This window comes from Ensifer sp. 4252 (assembly GCF_050434565.1).
Lineage (GTDB): Bacteria > Pseudomonadota > Alphaproteobacteria > Rhizobiales > Rhizobiaceae > Ensifer.
Map to the genome: position 1 here is coordinate 454088 of NZ_JBNDIU010000002.1, position 19921 is coordinate 474008.

14 protein-coding genes are annotated in these 19921 nt (G+C 63.1%); 5 read left to right on the forward strand and 9 right to left on the reverse strand.

Features of this window, described 5'->3' with window-relative positions; genetic code table 11:
- Positions 1–176 precede the first annotated feature (176 nt).
- Positions 177–1121, forward strand: coding sequence for a DUF1402 family protein (locus ABIE33_RS09005; RefSeq protein WP_429124004.1), 945 nt, complete (start codon positions 177–179; stop codon positions 1119–1121).
- 74 nt (positions 1122–1195) lie between these two features.
- The gene (locus ABIE33_RS09010; RefSeq protein WP_429124006.1) at positions 1196–2590 is read left to right on the forward strand and encodes a cytochrome P450; all 1395 of its coding nucleotides are present in this window, start codon (positions 1196–1198) and stop codon (positions 2588–2590) included.
- Here ABIE33_RS09010 and ABIE33_RS09015 read toward each other — a convergent pair.
- Positions 2544–3164, reverse strand: coding sequence for a hypothetical protein (locus ABIE33_RS09015; RefSeq protein WP_429124007.1), 621 nt, complete (start codon positions 3162–3164; stop codon positions 2544–2546). The genes ABIE33_RS09010 and ABIE33_RS09015 overlap by 47 nt on opposite strands.
- A gap of 144 nt (positions 3165–3308) precedes the next feature.
- Here ABIE33_RS09015 and ABIE33_RS09020 point away from each other — a divergent pair, with 144 nt between their 5' ends.
- Together ABIE33_RS09020 and ABIE33_RS09025 are read left to right on the forward strand one after the other, a co-directional pair.
- Positions 3309–5312, forward strand: a complete 2004-nt coding sequence (locus ABIE33_RS09020; protein ID WP_429124063.1) for a hydantoinase/oxoprolinase N-terminal domain-containing protein — start codon at positions 3309–3311, stop codon at positions 5310–5312.
- 116 nt (positions 5313–5428) lie between these two features.
- Entirely contained in the window at positions 5429–7600 is a 2172-nt protein-coding gene (locus tag ABIE33_RS09025) for a malate synthase G (RefSeq protein ID WP_429124009.1), read from the forward strand.
- Positions 7601–7693: 93 nt separating this feature from the next.
- Here the strand turns inward: ABIE33_RS09025 and ABIE33_RS09030 are convergent, their stop codons facing one another.
- Positions 7694–9631, reverse strand: coding sequence for a methyl-accepting chemotaxis protein (locus ABIE33_RS09030; protein ID WP_429124011.1), 1938 nt, complete (start codon positions 9629–9631; stop codon positions 7694–7696).
- A 272-nt stretch (positions 9632–9903) separates the two neighbouring features.
- Positions 9904–10593, reverse strand: coding sequence for a L,D-transpeptidase (locus tag ABIE33_RS09035; protein WP_429124013.1), 690 nt, complete (start codon positions 10591–10593; stop codon positions 9904–9906).
- 183 nt (positions 10594–10776) lie between these two features.
- Between ABIE33_RS09035 and ABIE33_RS09040 the strand changes: the two genes are divergently transcribed.
- On the forward strand, positions 10777–11316 hold the full coding sequence (locus ABIE33_RS09040) for an MmcB family DNA repair protein (protein ID WP_429124015.1): 540 nt from the start codon (positions 10777–10779) through the stop codon (positions 11314–11316).
- Here ABIE33_RS09040 and ABIE33_RS09045 read toward each other — a convergent pair whose 3' ends face one another.
- The 6 genes from ABIE33_RS09045 to ABIE33_RS09070 form a co-directional block, all read right to left on the reverse strand.
- Complete coding sequence (locus tag ABIE33_RS09045) at positions 11317–11901, reverse strand: ActR/PrrA/RegA family redox response regulator transcription factor (protein WP_429124017.1); 585 nt, start codon at positions 11899–11901, stop codon at positions 11317–11319. It lies immediately after the preceding gene.
- 83 nt (positions 11902–11984) lie between these two features.
- On the reverse strand, positions 11985–13289 hold the full coding sequence (locus ABIE33_RS09050; RefSeq protein ID WP_429124019.1) for an ActS/PrrB/RegB family redox-sensitive histidine kinase: 1305 nt from the start codon (positions 13287–13289) through the stop codon (positions 11985–11987).
- 140 nt (positions 13290–13429) lie between these two features.
- Positions 13430–15889, reverse strand: a complete 2460-nt coding sequence (hrpB, locus tag ABIE33_RS09055; protein WP_429124020.1) for an ATP-dependent helicase HrpB — start codon at positions 15887–15889, stop codon at positions 13430–13432.
- Positions 15886–16551 carry an ATP-binding cassette domain-containing protein gene (locus ABIE33_RS09060; protein WP_429124022.1) on the reverse strand — a complete coding sequence of 222 codons (666 nt, stop codon included), beginning with the start codon at positions 16549–16551 and terminating at the stop codon, positions 15886–15888. Before ABIE33_RS09060 ends, hrpB begins: the two co-directional genes overlap by 4 nt.
- Complete coding sequence (locus ABIE33_RS09065) at positions 16552–18183, reverse strand: ABC transporter permease (protein WP_429124065.1); 1632 nt, start codon at positions 18181–18183, stop codon at positions 16552–16554.
- Between the two features lie 78 nt (positions 18184–18261).
- Complete coding sequence (locus tag ABIE33_RS09070; RefSeq protein WP_429124024.1) at positions 18262–19488, reverse strand: ABC transporter substrate-binding protein; 1227 nt, start codon at positions 19486–19488, stop codon at positions 18262–18264.
- Between the last annotated feature and the right edge of the window lie 433 nt (positions 19489–19921).

Sequence of the window (19921 nt, forward strand, 5' to 3'; positions counted from 1 at the left end):
CTTGCCTTCCGGCAACTCTTAAGATGCAAGGCGCCTGTCTCTCGACAGGTGCCTTCATTTTTTCTAACACGGAAGCCGCAAACGATTGTGGCGGGAGGCATGATTCCGACATGATCCTGTCGTAGGAGCCGCGCCGCCGGATATGGCGTCTCCACCGTTCATAGGAAGAAGAGATCGTGCGTTTTACCGCCTGCATGCTCGCTATCGCCACGTTTTGCCTGACCGCAGCCCAGACGATGGCAGCCAATGTTGTTCCGCCGGGCAACCGGAACGTCGAACAACCCGGCATCCCGGGCGCATCCGTTCGCCGCACCAAGGCGGGCCGCACCTCCTTCGACGCCAAATACGAGAAAGTGCGGGATCTGCTGGCCAGTGACCGGCAGCTGATCAGCAAGATCAAGTCGACGTCACGCGCCTATGGCATCGCACCGATCCACATGATCGGCGCCATTGTCGGCGAGCACACCTACAATGTCGATGCCTACGACCGGCTGCAATCCTACTATGTCAAGGCGGCCGCCTATGCCGGCAACAGCTTCCAGTTCGGCTATGACGGCGAGACGGTCGCTGAGTTCGTCGCCCGTCCGCAGTTTGCCGACTGCACGGGAAAGAAGAGCTCCTATTCGTTGTGGAGCTGCCGCGAGCGGGTCTGGGACAGCGAGTTCCGCGGCAAGTCCGTCGGTGGCAAGTCGTTTCCGAACAACCGCTTCAGTGCGGTCTTCTTCCAGCCGTTCTTTGCCGGCCAGACCTTCGGCCTCGGCCAGATCAATCCGCTGACGGCACTGATGCTGACCGATATCGTATCGAAGACCTCGGGTTATGAGCGGCTCGACGAGAACAACGCCGCCGGGGTCTATGAGGCGATCATGGATCCGGACGTGTCGCTCGCCTATATGGCCGCTTCGATCCGCCACTCGATCGACGTCTACAAGTCCGTGGCCGGCGTCGATATTTCCGGCAACCCGGGCGTCACCGCCACGCTCTACAATGTCGGCAATCCTGATAGCCGCGCGGCAGCGCTTGCCGCGAGGAGCCAGAGCGGCGAGACCCAGTGGCCGGAGGAAAACTATTACGGCTGGCTGGTCAACGACAAGCTCGTGGAGCTTGAAGGCCTGTTGTGATTCACGTGAAGCACTTTCCTTGATTGCGCCGTAAAAACCTGAAATCCTGGCGCAATCGAGAAAGGCCTATCACTATGGACATGCGTCCGGAGCCCTTCGAACCACCGGCTCCCATTCCTCGGGTCGGCGTGCCGTCCTACCTGAAGATCATCAGGACCGTTCTGCGCAATCCGCTCGAACTCTGGGGCGAGCCGTCCTACACGCTGCCGTGGATCGAGACCAAGTTCATCACGCAGCGCACCCTGATCGTCAACGATCCCGGCCTCATCCGCTATATCCTGGTCGAAAACGTCAGCAACTATGAGATGTCGAAGGTCCGGCGGCTGATCCTGCGCCCGATCCTGCGCGACGGCCTGCTGACCGCCGAAGGCGAGATCTGGAAACGGTCGCGCAAGGCCATTGCACCGGTGTTCACCCCGCGCCATGCCAAGGGATTTGCCGGGCAGATGCTGCGCCGATCGGAAGAGTTCGTCGAGCGCTACGCCCCGGCAAAGGTGAAGCCGTTCATCACCAATGTCGCGAGCGACATGACGGAATTGACCTTCGACATCCTGGCGGAGACGTTGTTCTCCGGCGAGGTTGCTGTGGAGAGGGAAGGGTTCGTCGCCAGTGTCGAAGAACTGCTGCATCGCATGGGCCGCGTCGACCCGATGGACGTGCTGCTGGCGCCCGAATGGCTGCCGCGGCTGACCCGCATCGGCGGCAAGAAGGTCCTGAACCGGTTCCGCACGATCGTTTCGAAAACGATGGCGATGAGGCGGCAGCGCATGGCGGCGGATCCCGCCGGCACGCCCAACGATTTCCTCACCTTGCTGCTGCAGACGGAGGGTGCGAACGGTCTTTCGACGCAGGAGATCGAGGACAATATCCTCACCTTCATCGGCGCGGGGCATGAGACCACCGCCCGGGCGCTGGCCTGGACGCTCTATTGCGTCGCCAACACACCGGCGTTCCGCGAGACGATGGAAGCGGAGATCGACGGCGTGCTGACGACCGGCGCCGAACCGGTCGAATGGCTGAACCTGATGCCGCATGTGCTGGCCGCCTTCGAGGAGGCGATGCGCCTCTACCCGCCGGCGCCGTCGATCAATCGTGCCGCCATCGAGGAGGACGAGTGGACGTCGCCGACGGGCGAGCGCGTTAGGATACCCAAGGGTATTGCCGTTCTGGTGATGCCGTGGACGTTGCATCGGCACGTGCTTTACTGGGATCGGCCGCGCGCCTTCATGCCCGAGCGCTTCCTGCCGGAAAATCGCGAGAAGCTGCATCGCTTTCAGTATCTGCCTTTCGGGGCGGGGCCGCGCATCTGCATCGGCGCGACCTTCGCGCTGCAGGAGGCGGTGATCGCGCTTGCCGTCCTGATGCATCGGTTCCGCTTCGACGTCACCGATGAGACGCAGCCTTGGCCGGTGCAGAGGCTGACTACTCAACCGCGGGGCGGCTTGCCGATGCGGGTTTCGGCTCGCTGAAGGTCTTGCCGGGAATGGGCGATTGCACGCCACGCACCGGCGAATCGGCCGGCATCGGCTGCGGCAGTAGCTTCGATGGTTTCTTGATGGTCTTGATCGCGGCGCAGGTCGCATCCCCGACATTGTCGCAGGGTTTGTAGACGACGATCTCGCTGCCGGCACCGTCGTCCCACACCGCCTGGATCGTCAGTGTCTTGGCCTCGTTTGCGGGCAGCGAGATGTAGACATACTCGGCCGTTTCGTCGGCGGGCAGGTTGAAGGGGATCTGCGGATTGCATTTCGCCAGGGGGAAGCGCTTGTCGAGCGCGTCCGAGTTGATCGAGTAGCGGATTTCCGATAGCCGGCAATGCATTGTCTGCAATGCGGTAAAATAGATCAGCTGCCGGTCGTCGTAGTTGCGAAACTGGATCCACCCGGTCTGCTTGTTGGCGTCGAGCATCGCCTTGTAGATCGAGACGTCGGGCAGTTGCGGCTTGTATTCCTCTTCCTCGGCGTCCTGTGCGCCGCCCGGCTGGGCAAAGAGCAAACCTGCCGCAAGAATGCCGGCGACTGCCGAGGCTCTGGAAAACGTCATTCTGCACCCCCTTGCGCATCATGTCGCTCTGCTGACTGCGAATGTCCGCGACACGATGGCCTTCTCTTTCAATATGTCATATCACCGGATCGATCCCCAATGAACCCGGGGCTGCCCCGGGCCGAAACACTGGACTGGCTTGAATTGACGTCCCATTTTCTTCTCGGCATCGATACCGGTGGAACCTACACCGACGCCGTTCTCTTCAGCGAAACGGCGGGTGTCGTCGCCAAGGCAAAAGCGCTCACGACCCGTCACGATCTGGCCGTCGGGATTTCCGGCGCGGTCGAACAGGTCTTGGAGAAGGCCGGGGTTCCTGCTTCGGCGATCAGCCTTGTGTCCCTGTCGACCACGCTTGCCACCAACGCGCTGGTCGAAGGCCAGGGCGGCCGTGCCGGCCTGGTGATGATCGGCTTTGGTCCTGAGGATCTCAAGCGCGACGGGCTGCAGGATGCGCTCGGTTCCGATCCGGTGATCTTCCTGCCGGGCGGTCATAACGTTCACGGCGGCGAGGCGCCGCTCGACATGACCGCACTGGACGAAGCTCTGCCGGTTCTGGCTGATCAGGTTTCCTCCTTTGCGATCGCCGGCTATTTCGCCGTGCGCAATCCGGATCACGAAAAGCGGGTGCGCGATCGCATCCGCGAAGTCTCGCATCTGCCGGTCACCTGCAGCCACGAACTCTCGTCCAGGCTCGGCGGTCCGCGCCGGGCGCTGACGACGCTTTTGAACGCCCGGCTCGTGTCGATGATCGATCGGCTGATCGGCTCCTGCGAGGGGTTCTTGAAGTCCCGCGGCATCGATGTGCCTATGATGGTGGTTCGCGGCGATGGCGCCCTGATCTCCGCCGAGGAAGCGAGGCTCCGGCCGATCGAAACGATCCTCTCCGGCCCAGCCGCAAGCCTCGTGGGGGCGCGGCACCTGACCGGCCTCGACAATGCCGTCGTCTCGGATATCGGCGGCACGACGACGGATGTCGCGGTGCTCGACCGCGGTCGCCCGCGGCTCGATGCCGAAGGTGCGGTGGTCGGGGGTTTCCGCACCATGGTCGAAGCGGTCGCGATGCGCACTTATGGCCTCGGCGGCGATTCGGAAGTTCGCATTAATGATCGTGGACTGAAGGCGAAGATCGATCTTGGCCCGAGGCGACTGATGCCCCTCAGTCTTGCGGCGGCGCTGCATGGCGATGCGGTGCTCTCCGTGTTGGAAAAGCAGCTGCGGGCGCAACATGCCGGCCGCAACAACGGCCGTCTGGCGGTTCGCACCGGTCTGCCCGATCATCTGGCGAGCGGCCTGCAGCCGCAGGAGCAGGCGCTCTACGAGCGCATCGGCGCTGTGCCGATCTCGCTCGAAAACCTGCTGACCTCCACGCCGCAGCGGGCAACGCTGGACCGGCTGGTGGCGCGGGGCCTGGTGCATATCTGCGGGCTGACGCCGTCCGACGCCATGCATGTGCTCGGCGGGCAGTCGCAATGGAGCACTGAGGCTGCCCGTCTCGGCATCGAACTGGCGGCGCGCACCCGCGATGGCTCCGGTCAGCCGATTGCTGCGTCCGCCGAGAAAATGGCCGAGATGATCGTCGATCGCGTCACGCGCCAATCCTCCGAAGTCATCCTGCAGGCCTGTCTCGGCGAAGACGGCGCAGGGGCGATCGACCCGGCGGTCTCGCAGGCGGTCGACCGTGCGTTGACGCGTGCACCCGGCATCGTGCGGTTTTCGATCGGTCTCGATCGCCCGCTCGTCGGTTTGGGGGCCTCGGCTCCGGTCTATTATCCCGCCATTGCCGACATGCTCGGCACCGAGCCGGCCATCCCTGCAGAGGCTGATGTCGCCAATGCTGTCGGCGCGGTCGTCGGGCAGGTACGGGCATCTGTCACCGTGTTCGTCACCACGCCGGAAGAGGGCATCTTCATCGTCAACGGGGCGGGGGTGAGCGAGCGTTTCCTCGATCAGGACCAGGCCTTCTCAGCGGCCCGCCGCCGCGCCGAGATGATGGCTCTCGAGGCGGCGCGCACCAACGGTGCCGACGAGCCGGCCTCGATGCTGCGGGAAGAGATCGATGCCCCCGAGGTCGAAGGAAGCCGCAAGCTGGTCGAGGCCCGCTTCATCGCGTCGGCGAGTGGCCGGCCACGCATCGCCCATGGATGATCTTTTCCATTTTGGAAACAATTCTTCGCATCCTTGCTGAATTGACAGGGAATGAATTGGTGAGAAACTGCCGGCCTTTCACGCGCGCGAGTGGCCTGTTTCAAGGAGTTTAGAATATGGACCGCATTGAGAAGTTTGGATTGAAGATCGATGCAGGTCTGCATGGCTTTCTGGTTGATGAGGCGATGCCGGGCACCGGCGTCGATGCCGAGCGGTTTTTTGCCGCGCTGTCGGAGATCGTCCATGATCTCGCTCCGAAGAACCGCGCCTTGCTTGCCAAGCGCGACGACCTGCAGGCGAAGATCGACGCCTGGTATCGCGACAATGGCGCTCCGCACGACCTCGAAGCCTATCAGGGCTTTCTGAAGGAAATCGGCTACCTTCTTCCGGAAGGTCCCGAGTTTTCCGTTTCGACTGATAATGTCGATCCGGAGATCGCGACGATCGCCGGTCCGCAGCTCGTCGTTCCCGTGATGAACGCGCGCTATGCGCTCAACGCCGCCAACGCACGCTGGGGCTCGCTCTATGACGCGCTTTACGGGACAGATGCGATTTCCGATGAAGGCGGTGCCGAAAAGGGACGCGGCTACAATCCCAAGCGCGGTGCCAAGGTCATCGCCTGGGCGCGCGACTTCCTCGACGCGAGCGCGCCGCTGGAAAGCGGCAGCTGGAAGAGTGTTTCATCCCTGACGGTCGCGTCCGGCAGCCTCTCGGTAACGCTTGCTGGCGGAGCCAAGACGACACTTCGCAACTCCGCGCAGTTTGCCGGCTATGCCGGTTCGGCTGACGCGCCGTCGCAGGTCGTTCTCCGGCACAACAATCTGCATGCCGTCGTCGTTCTCGATGCCACGACACCGATCGGCAAGGATGATCCGGCCCATATTTCCGACGTCATTCTCGAATCCGCGATCACCACGATCATGGACTGCGAAGATTCGGTCGCCGCTGTCGATGCCGAAGACAAGGTCGTCGTCTACAGAAACTGGCTCGGCCTGATGAAGGGCGATCTCGAGGAAGAAGTCGCCAAGGGCGGCCGCACCTTCACGCGCCGCCTCAATGCCGACCGTACCTACACGGCAGCCGCCGGCGGCACGCTGTCCTTGCCGGGCCGCTCGCTGATGCTTGTGCGCAATGTCGGCCACCTGATGACGAATCCGGCTATCCTTGATCGCGACGGTAATGAAGTGCCGGAAGGCATCATGGACGCGATGGCAACCGCGCTGATCGCTCTGCACGACATTGGCGATGGCGGCCGCCGCATGAACTCCCGCGAGGGTTCGATGTATGTCGTCAAGCCGAAGATGCACGGGCCGGAAGAAGTCGCCTTCGCCTGCGAGATCTTCTCGCGTGTCGAGACAGCGCTGGGCATGCCCGAGAATACCATCAAGATGGGCATCATGGACGAGGAGCGCCGCACGACGGTCAACCTCAAGGAGTGCATCCGCGCTGCGCGCGAGCGCGTCGTCTTCATCAACACTGGTTTCCTCGACCGCACCGGCGACGAGATCCACACCTCGATGGAAGCGGGTCCGATGATCCGCAAGGGCGACATGAAGCAGGCGGCATGGATCGCGGCCTACGAAAACTGGAACGTCGACATCGGCCTTGAATGCGGCCTTTCCGGTCACGCGCAGATCGGCAAGGGCATGTGGGCGATGCCCGACCTGATGGCGGCGATGCTGGAGCAGAAGATCGCGCATCCGAAGGCGGGTGCCAACACCGCCTGGGTCCCGTCGCCGACCGCGGCGACGCTGCACGCCACCCACTACCACCGGGTCAATGTCGCCGACGTCCAGGCCGGGCTGAAAAGCCGAGCACGGGCGAAACTCGGCGATATCCTGTCGGTTCCGGTCGCGACCCGTCCGAACTGGACGCCAGAGGAAATCCAGCGCGAGCTCGACAACAATGCGCAAGGCATCCTCGGCTACGTCGTGCGCTGGGTCGACCAGGGCGTCGGTTGCTCCAAGGTGCCCGACATCAACAATGTCGGCCTGATGGAAGATCGTGCCACCCTGCGCATTTCCGCGCAGCACATGGCCAACTGGCTGCATCACGGTGTCGTCACCGAGGCCCAGGTGGTCGAGACCATGAAGCGCATGGCCGCCGTCGTCGACGGCCAGAACGCTGATGATCCGCAATATGTCGCGATGGCCGGCGATTTCGACGGCTCCATTGCCTTCCAGGCAGCGCTTGAACTGGTGCTCAAGGGCCGCGAGCAGCCGAACGGCTACACCGAACCGGTCCTGCACCGCCGTCGTCGCGAATTAAAGGCCCGGCTGGCCGCCTGATCAGGCGGCGCCGGGCTCATCGCGGCCAGAGCCTTTCCAGGAAAACTGCGAACCGGTCTTCCGTGGCTCCGTTTGAGGCGGAAACGCTCTGGGTCAGAACTCGGCCCAGCCTTCAGCGGGCAAGGCCGCGTTGCCCTGCACCGCATACCCGGCCGATCGTCTCGCAGGCGGTCGGCTTCCGGTGTTCACGTGCTGTTGGGTCGTGACGGCGCGGGGCGACGTCCGCCGCGCCTCGGGCTGGGCTGCGGCACGGGTTTCGCCGGAAAGCTGGAATCTCCCGATCAGGGTTCGAAGATTCGTACCCTCCTGGGCAAGCGTCGCCGAAGCGGCATTCGCCTCCTCGACCATGGCGGCGTTGCGTTGCGTCACCTGATCCATCTGGTTGACGGCGGTATTGACCTCGGCCAACCCGACCGACTGTTCCCGCGCCGAGGTGGCGATGGCCGCCATATGTTCGTTGATGGTGATGACGTGCGCTTCGATGGTCTTGAGCGCCTCGCCGGTGTCGCGTACCAGCCGCACGCCGCTCTCGACTTCGGAGCTGGAGCTGCGAATCAGCTCCTTGATCTCCTTGGCGGCTTTTGCCGAACGCTGCGCAAGCTCGCGTACTTCCTGCGCCACGACGGCAAAACCCTTGCCGGCTTCGCCCGCCCTTGCCGCCTCGACGCCGGCGTTCAGGGCGAGAAGGTTGGTCTGGAAGGCGATCTCGTCGATCACACCGATGATGCTCGAAATCTGGTTGGATGATTCTTCGATCCGCCGCATCGCCTCGACGGCATTCGCCACGACGACGGCAGACTGCGTTGCGCTGGTCTTTGCTTCGCCCGCTACGTCGCGGGCGTCCTCCGTCCGGCGGGAGGAATTGCTGACATTGGCGGTGATCTGGTCGAGAGCGGCCGCTGTTTCCTCCAGGGAAGCCGCCTGCTGCTCCGTGCGTTTCGACAGGTCATCGGCGCTCTGGCTGATTTCACGCGTGCCCATGCCGATATTGCCGGCGCTGTCGGCGACTGCGAGCATGGCATCGTTCAACTGTGCGGCAGCCTTGTTGAGATCGTGACGCAATTGCTCGAACTCGGCGGAGAAGGGTTCCTCGAGCCGGATGGCAAGATCGCCATCGGCGAGCCGCTGCAAGCCGGTCGCAAGGCCTGAAGTCGCCTGGATCAATTTCTGCTGTGCGGCCTGCTCGGCCTCTGCCTGCATTCTCGTGCGTTCCGCTTCACCATTGCGGCGGCTTTCCTCGGCCTCGGCCTGCAGGCGAAGGTTGGACCGGGCCGCCTCCCGGAACGACTGGATGGCGCGTGCCATCTCCGCGATTTCGTCCTTGCCGGTTACATCCGATCCGTCGTCGTCGAGATGGCCGTCGATGAGCTTGCGCATCGCTCCGATCTGCCGTCCGAGCGGCCCGATCACCCCACGTGAAACAACCAGGTAGGTTCCGGCAGCCAGCACGAGAACGAGCAGGATGATGCCGATGCTGACGGTCCGTATCGTCTCGAACTCACGATGCTGTTCCTGAAAGACCTTGTCCGATAAGCGCACCTGAAGGTCGGAAATTTCCGAGATGGTCTCGGTCAGGGGATCGATGGTTTCGTAGAGCGAGGTCCGAACGAAGCTGTCGAGCGCTGCCGAATCACGCTCGGACAGGATTTTCATCAGCGTTGCAATCGAGTTCATCGCGACCGCCATCTGCTGCTTGGCGTTCTCGACAAGCCTCTGTTCCTCCGGCGTCATCGACGTTGCGACATAGGCGTCCCAATTGGCTGATATCACCTGCCGTGCATCGTTGACCGAAGCGAGGCCGGTCTCCATCGTCTCGTTTCCGTTGTGCACCTTGTGTGCCGCATCGACGATCGAGACGGCAAAAGCGTCCGATGTCGCTTTCAGATTTTTCAAGGGCATGATGCGGTCGGCATAGACCGCATCCATCGTCGCGCTGTTTTCGGCGAGCGCATGCTGGCTGTAGACGGCAATGCCGATCGCGATGAGTGACAACAGTGCAATTGCACTGAGGAGCTTGGTCTTGATCAGCATGGTGGTCCCTTTGGCTAGGTGTCTCTCGGCCACACTTTTTAGTTAATTAGATAACCCTTACTTAATAACGTGCTGAATTTTCGGACCTATTGCATGGTTTTTGAACAAATTATCGAAACGGAATCGGAAGCCAGCCACCCTGATTTGAAGCGCCGGAAGCGGAGCAACTCTGCGTATCAAGGTCGAGAAAACATCGTCGTGGACGTTCGGCCAACAAAAAAGCCGCCGAGGCACCCGGCGGCTTTCTGATTGCATGATCCTGGTCGCGTTTTTTACTGCTGAACGACCACGCGTGCGTTCTTGCCCGGACGGACACGCGAATAAAGATCGATGATGTCCTGGTTCATCAGACGGATGCAGCCCGACGAAGCGGCTGTGCCGATCGACGACCACTCCGGGGTGCCATGCAGGCGGAACAGCGTGTCCTTGCCCTGGTCGTTGAAGAGATAGAGCGCGCGTGCGCCGAGCGGGTTCTTCAACCCCGGGCCCATGCCTGCCTCGACATATTTGGCCACTTCCGGCTTGCGCTCCGCCATTTCCTTCGGCGGGTGCCACATCGGCCATTCCTGCTTCCAGGCGATATAGGCTTCGCCTTCCCATGCAAAGCCGGCCTTGCCAACGCCGATGCCGTAGCGAACCGCCTTGCCGCCGGGCAGGACGTAGTAGAGGAACCGGTTCGGGGTGTTGACGACGATCGTTCCGGGGCGTTCGCTCGTCGCGTAGTCGACGATCTGGCGATGGAAGCGGCCATCGACCTTGTTGATCGGAACCGCGGGGAGTGCGTAACCGTGATCCTCAACTGCGCCATAATCACCCGAGAAGATCTCATTCGAAGCGACCTGCACCGCAACAGGAGCGGGCTCACCGCCGGCCGTCTCGGACTTGGTCGAAGTTGTCGAGCAGCCGGCCACGGCGAGTGTCGCCGCCAGGGTGCACAGGAGGAAGGCATTGCGGAATCGCATGGGAGTCTCTTAAATAAGAAGCGAAGAAAAACTGGGTCGGCCCCGACCATCAGTGACAACGGTTATTTTCGATTAGTTGCGGCTATGCAAGGGATTGCGTGGCAACAAGGCGGCGGGAAAGTGTAAATTCCGTGACGCTGGCTTTTTTGCAACAAAAGCGGTGGCGAACGAGAGTCTAGACGAATGACAATTCTCTCTATCCATGGCGACAACCCTCTCGTGGATGGTCGGCAATCGAATCGCGCGCTCATGGTGCGTCGCGGCGTTCAGCGGCTTTTCGCGGAATTGCGCCACGCGGTGCTGCCGGAATTGACGCTCGCCAGCGGCCGTCGTGCCGATCTCATCTCGCTGTCGGCAAAGGGCGAAATCTGGATCGTCGAGATCAAGACGTCGATCGAGGATTTCCGCGTCGATCGCAAATGGCCCGATTACAGGCAGCACTGTGACCGGCTGTTCTTCGCCACCCATGGCGACGTCCCGCTCGATATCTTTCCGGAGGATTGCGGCTTGCTGCTGTCGGATGGCTATGACGGACATATCATCCGCGAGGCACCGGAACATCGGTTGGCACCGGCCACCCGCAAATCGGTGCTGCAGCTCTTTGCCCGCACGGCAGCACAACGGTTGATGCTGGCGGAGTGGGCGGCCGAGCGCAACGGCGAACTCGGCAACTCCATTCGCGATATCGTTTCCGGCTCCCGCGACGGGTCCGCCGAGGGCTGATTATTTCGGCGCGCGTTTCGCCAGGATACGCTGCAGGGTCCGGCGGTGCATGTTGAGCCGGCGCGCCGTCTCCGACACGTTGCGCTCGCACATCTCGTAGACGCGCTGAATATGCTCCCACCGCACCCGGTCGGCCGACATCGGGTTTTCAGGCGGTTCGACCCGTTCGCCCTGACGCTGCACCAGCGCTGCGAAGATGTCGTCGGCGTCGGCAGGCTTGGCGAGGTAATCGACCGCGCCGAGCTTCACGGCATTCACGGCCGTTGCGATGTTGCCGTAGCCGGTGAGCATGATCATGCGGGTGTCGTCACGGCGGCTGCGGATCGCCTCGATCACGTCGAGGCCGCTGCCGTCGCCAAGCCTCAGATCGATAACGGCGTATTTCGGCGGGTTGCCCTTTGCCTTGGCGATGCCTTCGGCAACGGACTCGGCGATATCGACGGTGAAGCCGCGCGCTTCCATGGCGCGGGCGAGGCGTCGAAGGAACGGGGCATCATCGTCGACGAGCAGCAGCGTTCTGTCCGGTCCGATCAGTTCGGCGTCCTGGGCGTGCGTGTTGGGCGATGCTGTCGATTTTTCGGTCATTCTCGCAATCCTTGGGCGAAAATTGGGACATTTTCACCGAGATTATAGGTTTCCTGTCACGTGGTTCAATAAACTGCCAAACGTCATTTCGCTAGTTTCGTATCCATCAGGGCACGCGGCCATTCGACGCTGACCTTGGCGCCCGGTCGATCGGGGCCGCCATTCTCGAAGCGCAGGCGCGCGCCGGAGCGCTCGAGCAGCGTCTTGGCGATGAACAGGCCAAGCCCCAATCCGCCGGCGCTGTCGTCCTTCTGCCGCCGCGTGACATAGGGTTCGCCGATGCGCATCAAGATATCAGGAGCAAATCCGTCGCCGTCATCCGCGATCGTCACTTTGACATGCTCGGCCGTGTGCTCGACGGTCACGGTCACCTGCTTCTTGGCGTAATCGACCGCATTTTCGAGCAGATTTCCGAGACCGTAGAGAATGCCGGCATTGCGGTTGCCGACCGGCTCCGATGCCTTGTCGCCCTTTTCGACCAGAGTGATGTGAATGCCGAACTCGCGGTGCGGCGCCATCACTTCCTCGACCAGCGAGGAGAGCGGCAAAAGCCGCATATGCTCTTCGCTCTCGGAGGACAGTGTCGTCAGTCGCTTGAGAATGTCGCGGCATCGCTCGCTCTGGCTGCGCAGCAGGTGCACGTCTTCGCCGAAGCGTGGATCGTCGCCGAGTTCGCGCTCCATTTCCTTGGCAACGACGCTGATCGTGGCAAGCGGCGTGCCGAGCTCATGGGCGGCAGCGGCCGCCAGGCCGTCGAGCTGCGAAAGGTGTTTTTCACGTTGGAGCACGAGTTCGGTCGCCGTCAGTGCCTCCGACAGTTCGCTCGCTTCGAGCGAGACACGGTAGGTGTAGAAGGCGGCAAAGGCCGTCATCGATACGATCGCAAACCAGATGCCGGCCGTCAGCACTTTCGGCATCAAGAGAAGCGTGCCCGGATACCAGGGCAGGGGGAAGGGCGAGAAGGCAAGGACAGTCACGCCGATCACGGCGAGGCCGGCAAGCACGATACTGTGCGGCTTCGGCTGCGAAGCCGAGGAAATGATCACCGGGACGCAAAGCAGCGGCGCAAACGGATTGGCAAGCCCGCCGGTGATGAAGAGCAGACCGGTCAGCTGTGCGAGATCGAGCCCAAGAAGCGCGAAGGCCGCCGGCGGCCGCAAGCGGTGCGTCGGCGGAAAGCGCAAGGTGAGATAGGTGTTGACCAGCGCCAGGGTGGCAATCAGCACCAGGCACGAGAGCAGGGGCAGCGGAAACTGCAGCCACAACGTGGTGATGATGACGGCGATCGACTGGCCGCCGACCGCAAGCCAGCGCAGGCGAATGAGCGTCTGCAGGCGCAGGCTTCTGTTCGAGGTCGGATCATTGTGTTCCAGCGCCACTGCCGTCATGCCTGCTCTTGTCCCATTACAGCGCCGCGCGTCAAATCCGACGCGCAAAGGACGCTGGCTTTAAATCTGCTGCATAATTTCCTCCCTAAACCGCTTCCGATTTAAGGAATTATGCAGTGGCCCCGACCCGGGGTGTTGCCTCATGTACCACGTGGCTTTGCCCGTGTCGTCGGCGCGGCCTCCGCCGGGTTCTCCGGCCAGGGGTGCTTGGGATAACGCCCGCGCATGTCGGCCCGGACATCCCGCCACGAGCCCGCCCAGAAACCCGGCAGGTCACGCGTGGTCTGAATCGGTTGCCGGCCGGGCGAAATCAGTTCGAGCAGCAGCGGCAGCCGGCCGTCGCCGATAGCAGGGTGCTTTTTGAGGCCGAAGAGTTCCTGCACCCGGATGGAAAGAAGCGGCTCGTCGCCATCATAGTGGATCGGATGCCGCTGCCCCGTCGGCGCCTCGAAATGCGTCGGCGCCAGTTTTGCCAGCTCCCGCTGCCGGTCGTGCGGGATCAGCGACAGCAGTCCCTCGGAAAGAGCGCCGGCCTTGATGTCGGCGATCGCGGTGACGCCGTGCTGAAACGGAACGAACCAGTCATCGAGCCTTGCAAGCAGGGCTTCGTCGGAAACATCCGGCCATGGCTCGCCGATCGAGCGATGCAGGAAGCCGATGCGATCGCGCAGCTGCATCGCCTCCCTGGAAAACGGCAGGACCGCCAGTCCAAGCTGACGAACGCCATCGGCGAGCGCCCGTGCCGCACTTTCGCCGGTGGGCCTTGGAAGCGGCGCCTCCTCGAAGATGATTGCGCCCAACCGGGTGACGCGCCGCGCACGCACCTGGCGGCTTGCCCGGTCGAAGACGCTTTGTTCTTCCCGCACGATCGCTTCTGGCATATGCGCCTCGACGTCGGCGCGCGAAAGCTCCGCCGCTGCCAGCACGCGCTGACCGCCGGCGCGACCCGTGAGGTCGGCGATGACAAGCATGTTTGCCGCCGCGAGGCGCTCGGTCTCAGCGATCTCGGCCCCGCGGCCGTTTGCCATCACGAAGCGCCCGCGGCCACCGCGCTGAAGCGCGATACGGTCCGGGAAGGCGTGCATCAGCAAGGCGCCGGGCTGGACCGGCTCGTTCGACCTTGGCCCGCCTTTGAGTTCCGCCGCCATGCGGCGGGCAAGATTGCGCGAGGCCTCGGCGCGCTCGCCGCGCTCCTGGCGGAAGCGGCGCAGCCGATCCTCGAGGTCGATGGCGTTGCCGCCGAGCCCTTGCTCCGTCAGCATGACCGCCAGCAAACAGGCCGCTTCGCCCTGGCCCTCCTCGGCCGCTGAAACCGCCATGGCCGCAAGGCGCGGGGGTAGCGCCAGATCGCGGATCTTGCGTCCCCTGGGGGTCAGCGCGCCGGAGCTGTCGAGCGCGCCGAGTTCGCTCAGCAGCTTTCGCGCTTCCATGAGGGTGGTTTCCGGTGGCGGGTCGATGAAGGCGAGGGCTGCGGGATCGCTGACGCCCCAGTGCGCCATGTCGAGCAGCAGTCCGGAAAGGTCGCTGGCGAGGACCTGCGGCGGCGTGAAGGCGGCAAGCGCCGCCGTCTGGCCGGCATGCCAGAGGCGGATGGCGATACCCGGCTCCGTTCGCCCGGCGCGGCCGGCGCGTTGATCGGCCGACGCACGCGAGACGCGCACGGTCTCGAGCCGGGTGATGCCGGTCGATGCTTCGAAGACCGGCAGTCTCTGCAAGCCGCTGTCGATGACGATCCGCACGCCGTCGATGGTGATCGAGGTTTCCGCTATCGACGTGGCAAGAACGATCTTGCGCGTGCCCGTTGGGGCCGGCCGGATCGCCGCGTCCTGCTCCTTCTGCGTCAGGTTTCCGTAGAGCGGAACGACCGTCGTATCAGCCGTAAACCGGTCGGCAAGCCGTGCCGCTGTCCGGGTGATTTCGGCCTGACCCGGCAGGAAGGCGAGGATCGAACCCTGTTCGCTGCGGTGCGCCTCGACGATGGCGCGGACCACTGCGTCCTCGACGCTCTCGCCGCCGCGGTCCTGGTTGCGGATGTCAATGGGAAAGCTTCGCCCTTGACTTTCGATGACCGTGGTTTGGCCGAGCAATCTGGCAACGCGCTCGACGTCGAGCGTCGCCGACATGACAATGATCCGGAGATCGTCGCGCAGCGCAGATTGAACGTCGAGCGCCAGTGCCAGGCCGAAATCGGCATCGAGTGAGCGTTCGTGAAATTCATCGAAGAGAACCGCGGAGACACCCGCCAGCTCCGGATCGTCGAGGATCATGCGGGCAAAGACGCCTTCGGTCACTACCTCGATCCGGGTCTTGGCCGATATCCGGTTGTCGAGCCGCATGCGGTAGCCGACGGTCTCTCCCACTTTTTCGCCGAGCAGTTCCGCCATGCGGCCGGCGGCGGCGCGAGCGGCGAGCCGCCGCGGTTCGAGCAGGATGATCTTGCCGCCCTTCAGCCAGGGCTGGTCGAGCAGGAACAGCGGCACGAGCGTCGTCTTGCCGGCGCCGGGCGGCGCCGAAAGCACGACGGAGCGGGCGGTATCGAGCGCTGCGGCGATCTCCGGCAGGACTTCGCGAACCGGCAAGGCGGGCAGGGTAAGCGTCACGATTGCGTCTCCGCTCCGATATGGATGAGCGTACCGGCGGCGGCGTCCGCGTCCGCTTGGTCATGGGTCACGAGGATCGACGGCAGGCCCGCGGACCGCGCCTTGGCAAAAACCAGTTCGCGCGTCTGCTGGCGCAGGGCCATGTCGAGTTTGGAAAACGGCTCGTCGAGCAGCAGAAGGCGCGGCTCGGAGAGAAGCACACGCTGGAGGGCGACGCGCGCCTTTTGCCCGCCCGACAGCGTCTCCGGATCGCGGTCGAAGAAGCCATTGAGCCCAATCTCGTCGAGCGCGTCTTCGGCCAGCTGACGCCTGACGTCGCGGCCCTTGATCGCTTCGGGTATGGCAAAGACGATATTTCCGCCGACCGAAAGATGCGGGAACAGCAGCGGGTCCTGGAAGAGAATGCCAGTATGGCGTTGTTGCGGCGGCAGGCCGATGAGATCGTCCTGCCCGAGCCGTACCGCGCCGCGGGCGGCAAAGGCAGGGTCGAGAAAGCCACCGATATAGGCAAGCAGCGTCGACTTGCCGGAGCCCGACGGCCCCATGATCGTCAGCACGTCGCCGGGCATGACCGTTGCCGAAACGGAAAGCAGCATCCGGCCGGCGAGCCGGATCGTCACATCGGACAAAGTCAGAGGCGTCGTCTTGCCTGGCGTTTGCATTCAAATCCTCATTGCCCGTCGATGGCGGAATAGCAACTGCGGCAGGAGCGATGCAACGAGAAAACCGAAAAACGGCAACAGCGCCTGAAGCAGCGCATAGACGCCGATGATGCGCCGGTCTCCCCCGGATGAAAGTGCCACGGCCTCGGTGGTGATCGTCGTTACCCGTCCGGCGCCGATCAGCACGGTCGGTAGATAGAGGCTGACGGAGACCGCAAAGCCGACGGCAAAGGCCGTAAGGCAGGCGCGAAGCAGCATCGGCAGTTGGATGGTCATGAGGATTTTGAGCGGCGACTTGCCCAGTCCCGCCGCGATCTGCTCGTAGCGCCGGTCGAGCGCCCGCCAGGGCGGCGCCAGTGATAGCAGCACATACGGCAGAACGAAGACCAGATGCATGGCTGCAACCGTGGCGATCGACGGCGAAAATCCCGCCATCACTGCCAGAATCTGCAATCCGAACACGAAGGCGATCTCGGGGACCAGCAATGGCAGGAAGACCGGAAACCAGCGATCGGCGGTGCCGTGGGCACTGCGCGACAGGAGACCGATGGCAATCGCAAGTGCGACGAGCGACGATAGCAATGCGATAGTAATTGTGGTTGCCAGAGGTTCGGCGAGCACGCCAAGGGCGCGTTGCCATGTTCTGAACGTGAGGCTTGCCGGCAGACTATCGGGAAAAGGCCACAGCCCTGCAATCGACCACAGCGCGAGCAAGCCGAGACCGGTGAAGATGAACGCCGCGGACAAGGTCGTGATCATCGCTGCGATCCGGCGAACAAGTCCGTCCTCGGTGAGGCGTTTTCCCGAAGAACTCAGGCGCCTGTGGCAAAGGCGCCCAAGCCGTTCGACGCCGATCCAGATCACGATCGCGAACAGGCCGAGTGCAAGCTGCAGCACGGCGCCGGCGGAAGCGAAGAAACGGGCGCCGATGTCGTCGTCGGCCAGCCATTGGGCGATGCGCACCGGCAATGTCGGCGGCAGCCGTGGGCCGAGGATCATCGCGACGTCGACCACTGAGGTCGAGTAGACCAGCACCGCGAAAACCGGCAACCGGATCTGCCGGTAAAGCAGTGGCCAGAGCGCGATGATAAAGCCCGATATCCGGCCATAGCCGAGAGCTGACATCAAGCGTCGCGCATTCGCCAAGGGCAGCTGCGGCAGCGCCGCCAGCATCACCAACAGCAGAAAGGGCATCTCCTTGGCGACCAGTCCGGATATCATCGATAGCCCCAGCGGATCGTTCGGGATGAGCCAGTCCGGCGGTTGGGCGAAGCCGGTGAACTCAGGAGAGACGAGCCGGAGCAGGAAGCCGGACGGTGCAATCAGGAAGGCAATCGCAAATGCGGATGCCGCGTGCGGAACGGCCAGCAACGGCGAAAGCAGGTGTTGGATAAAGGCGAAGGGCCGCGTGCCGGCAAAGCCAGCGACGAAGGTCGCGACCACGAGCAGGGCGAAGACCGTGCTGGTCAATCCCGCCGCAAGGCTGATCAGGGCGGAGTGCAGGATATGCGGTTGGGCGGCCAGAGCCTCGAAATGCCCAAGCGTGAACCGCGTGCCGCCGAGTGCCGGCAGATAGCCGAAGGCCGGAAGCAGGGTGCCGGCCAGACCTGCCAGCACCGGCAGGCATAGCATGACTGCCAGGCCGGCCCCGATGCCCCGCCACAGGACGTCCCTCACGGGGATGACCGTCGACGGCGCCGGCGCACGCCGCTAATTGGCGGCGCCATAGCGGCGGTTCCATTCGGCTTCGATCCGCGTCATCCAGTCGGGATGCGGTTCGGCAAGCGCCGGGCCGAGCTGATCCGGCGGCAATGTCGCAACCCCGAGATCGAGGGCGGCAAAAGCGGCTCGGTCCGCATCCGACAGTTTCGCCATCGCCAGCACCGTCGGGTCGCCCCAGAACTGTGCGTCCTGCTTGCGCAACTGCGCCTCGGGAGAGATGAGGAAGTCCGCAAGCAGCAGCGCACCCGCCGCAGCATTGGCATTATAGGGAATGGCAACGAAATGGGTGTTGCCGAGGGTTCCGCCGGAAAAGACGAAGGAGCGCACGCTCTCCGGCAACTCGCCATTGGCAATGGCGGCTGAAGCTTCAGCGGGGTTGAAGGCGAAGATGATGTCGAGTTCGCCGTCGGCCAGCTTCTGCTTCATGTCGGGGTAGTTCTGCGGATAGGCCTTTCCCTTGCGCCATAACAACGGCGTTAGCTGGTCGAGATAGGCAAAGAGCGGCGCCACATCCTGCTGAAACGTTGCCTCGTCCACAGGCTTCAGCAACTTGCTCCTGTTATCGACGAGCTCGATCAGCACCTGCTTTAGGAAAGACGAGCCGATGAAATCCGGCGGCTGCGGATAGGAGAAGCGTCCCGGATGGGCCTTTGCCCAGCCAAGCAGGCCTTTTGCCGATGTGGGCAGCTGCGCGGTCGGCGTTCGGGCCCTATCATAGAAGAAGACCAGTTTGGCGCCGCCCCACGGGCTTTCGAGCCCCTCCGTCGGTACGGTGAAGTCGGTGAGGATCGTCGGCTTCGTTTCGTGGTCGACATAGACCCAGTTCGGAAGCCGGGTTGCCCAGTCGGGGCCGAAGAGCAGGCCCTGCCGCTTCATCGCGGCAAAGTTCTCGCCATTGATCCAGATGAGATCGACAGTGCCAGCGGAATCCTTGCCCGCCGATTTCTCCGCAAGCACGCTTGCGACCGCCTTGGCCGTATCGTCGAGTTTTACATGCACGACGTTGATGCCGTAGCGCGCCTTCATCTGTTCGCCTGCCCAGGCGATATAGGCATTGATATTGGCTGAACCGCCCCAGGCGTTGAAATAGACGGTCTCGCCCTTGGCTTCGGAAACGATCGAAGCCCAATTATCGATGTCGAGAGCCGCTACCGGGCCGGCAAGGCCAAGTATAGCGACGATCGCCACTGCCCATCGTCTTGCCCATCCAATCATGCGCATGCTCTCCCGCATTCGTGTTTCGGCGCGAAGGTAAGCCAAGCGCCTTTGGCGTCAATGCGCGCCACTGCCAGCGACCGTCACGTTTCGGTGAGATGCCGCTGGTCTCAATTGGCACGGCTTGCTCCGAAAAATGCGCAGCCTTACGGGGCGGTAGTTGGCTTTTGTGGGCTGCGTAGAGGGAAGCCAGCATGAGCGCCGGTGTTTCCGGCGCTTCAGCGGTAATCGATCGCCGACCCGGCCTTGTGTGATTTCCGGCCTGTCCGATTTGTCTTCGCGCAATTGGGCGATGATTCTGGCGTTGGTTGGGGTTTGTTTCGCCCTGTTGATAACTCCGGTGTGAATTTCCCCAATCTTTTCAGGGCGTTGTTCGATCTTGGTTTATTTTTGCAATTGTCTGTTGACGTGTTCGGGGAGTGGGGTCTATAAG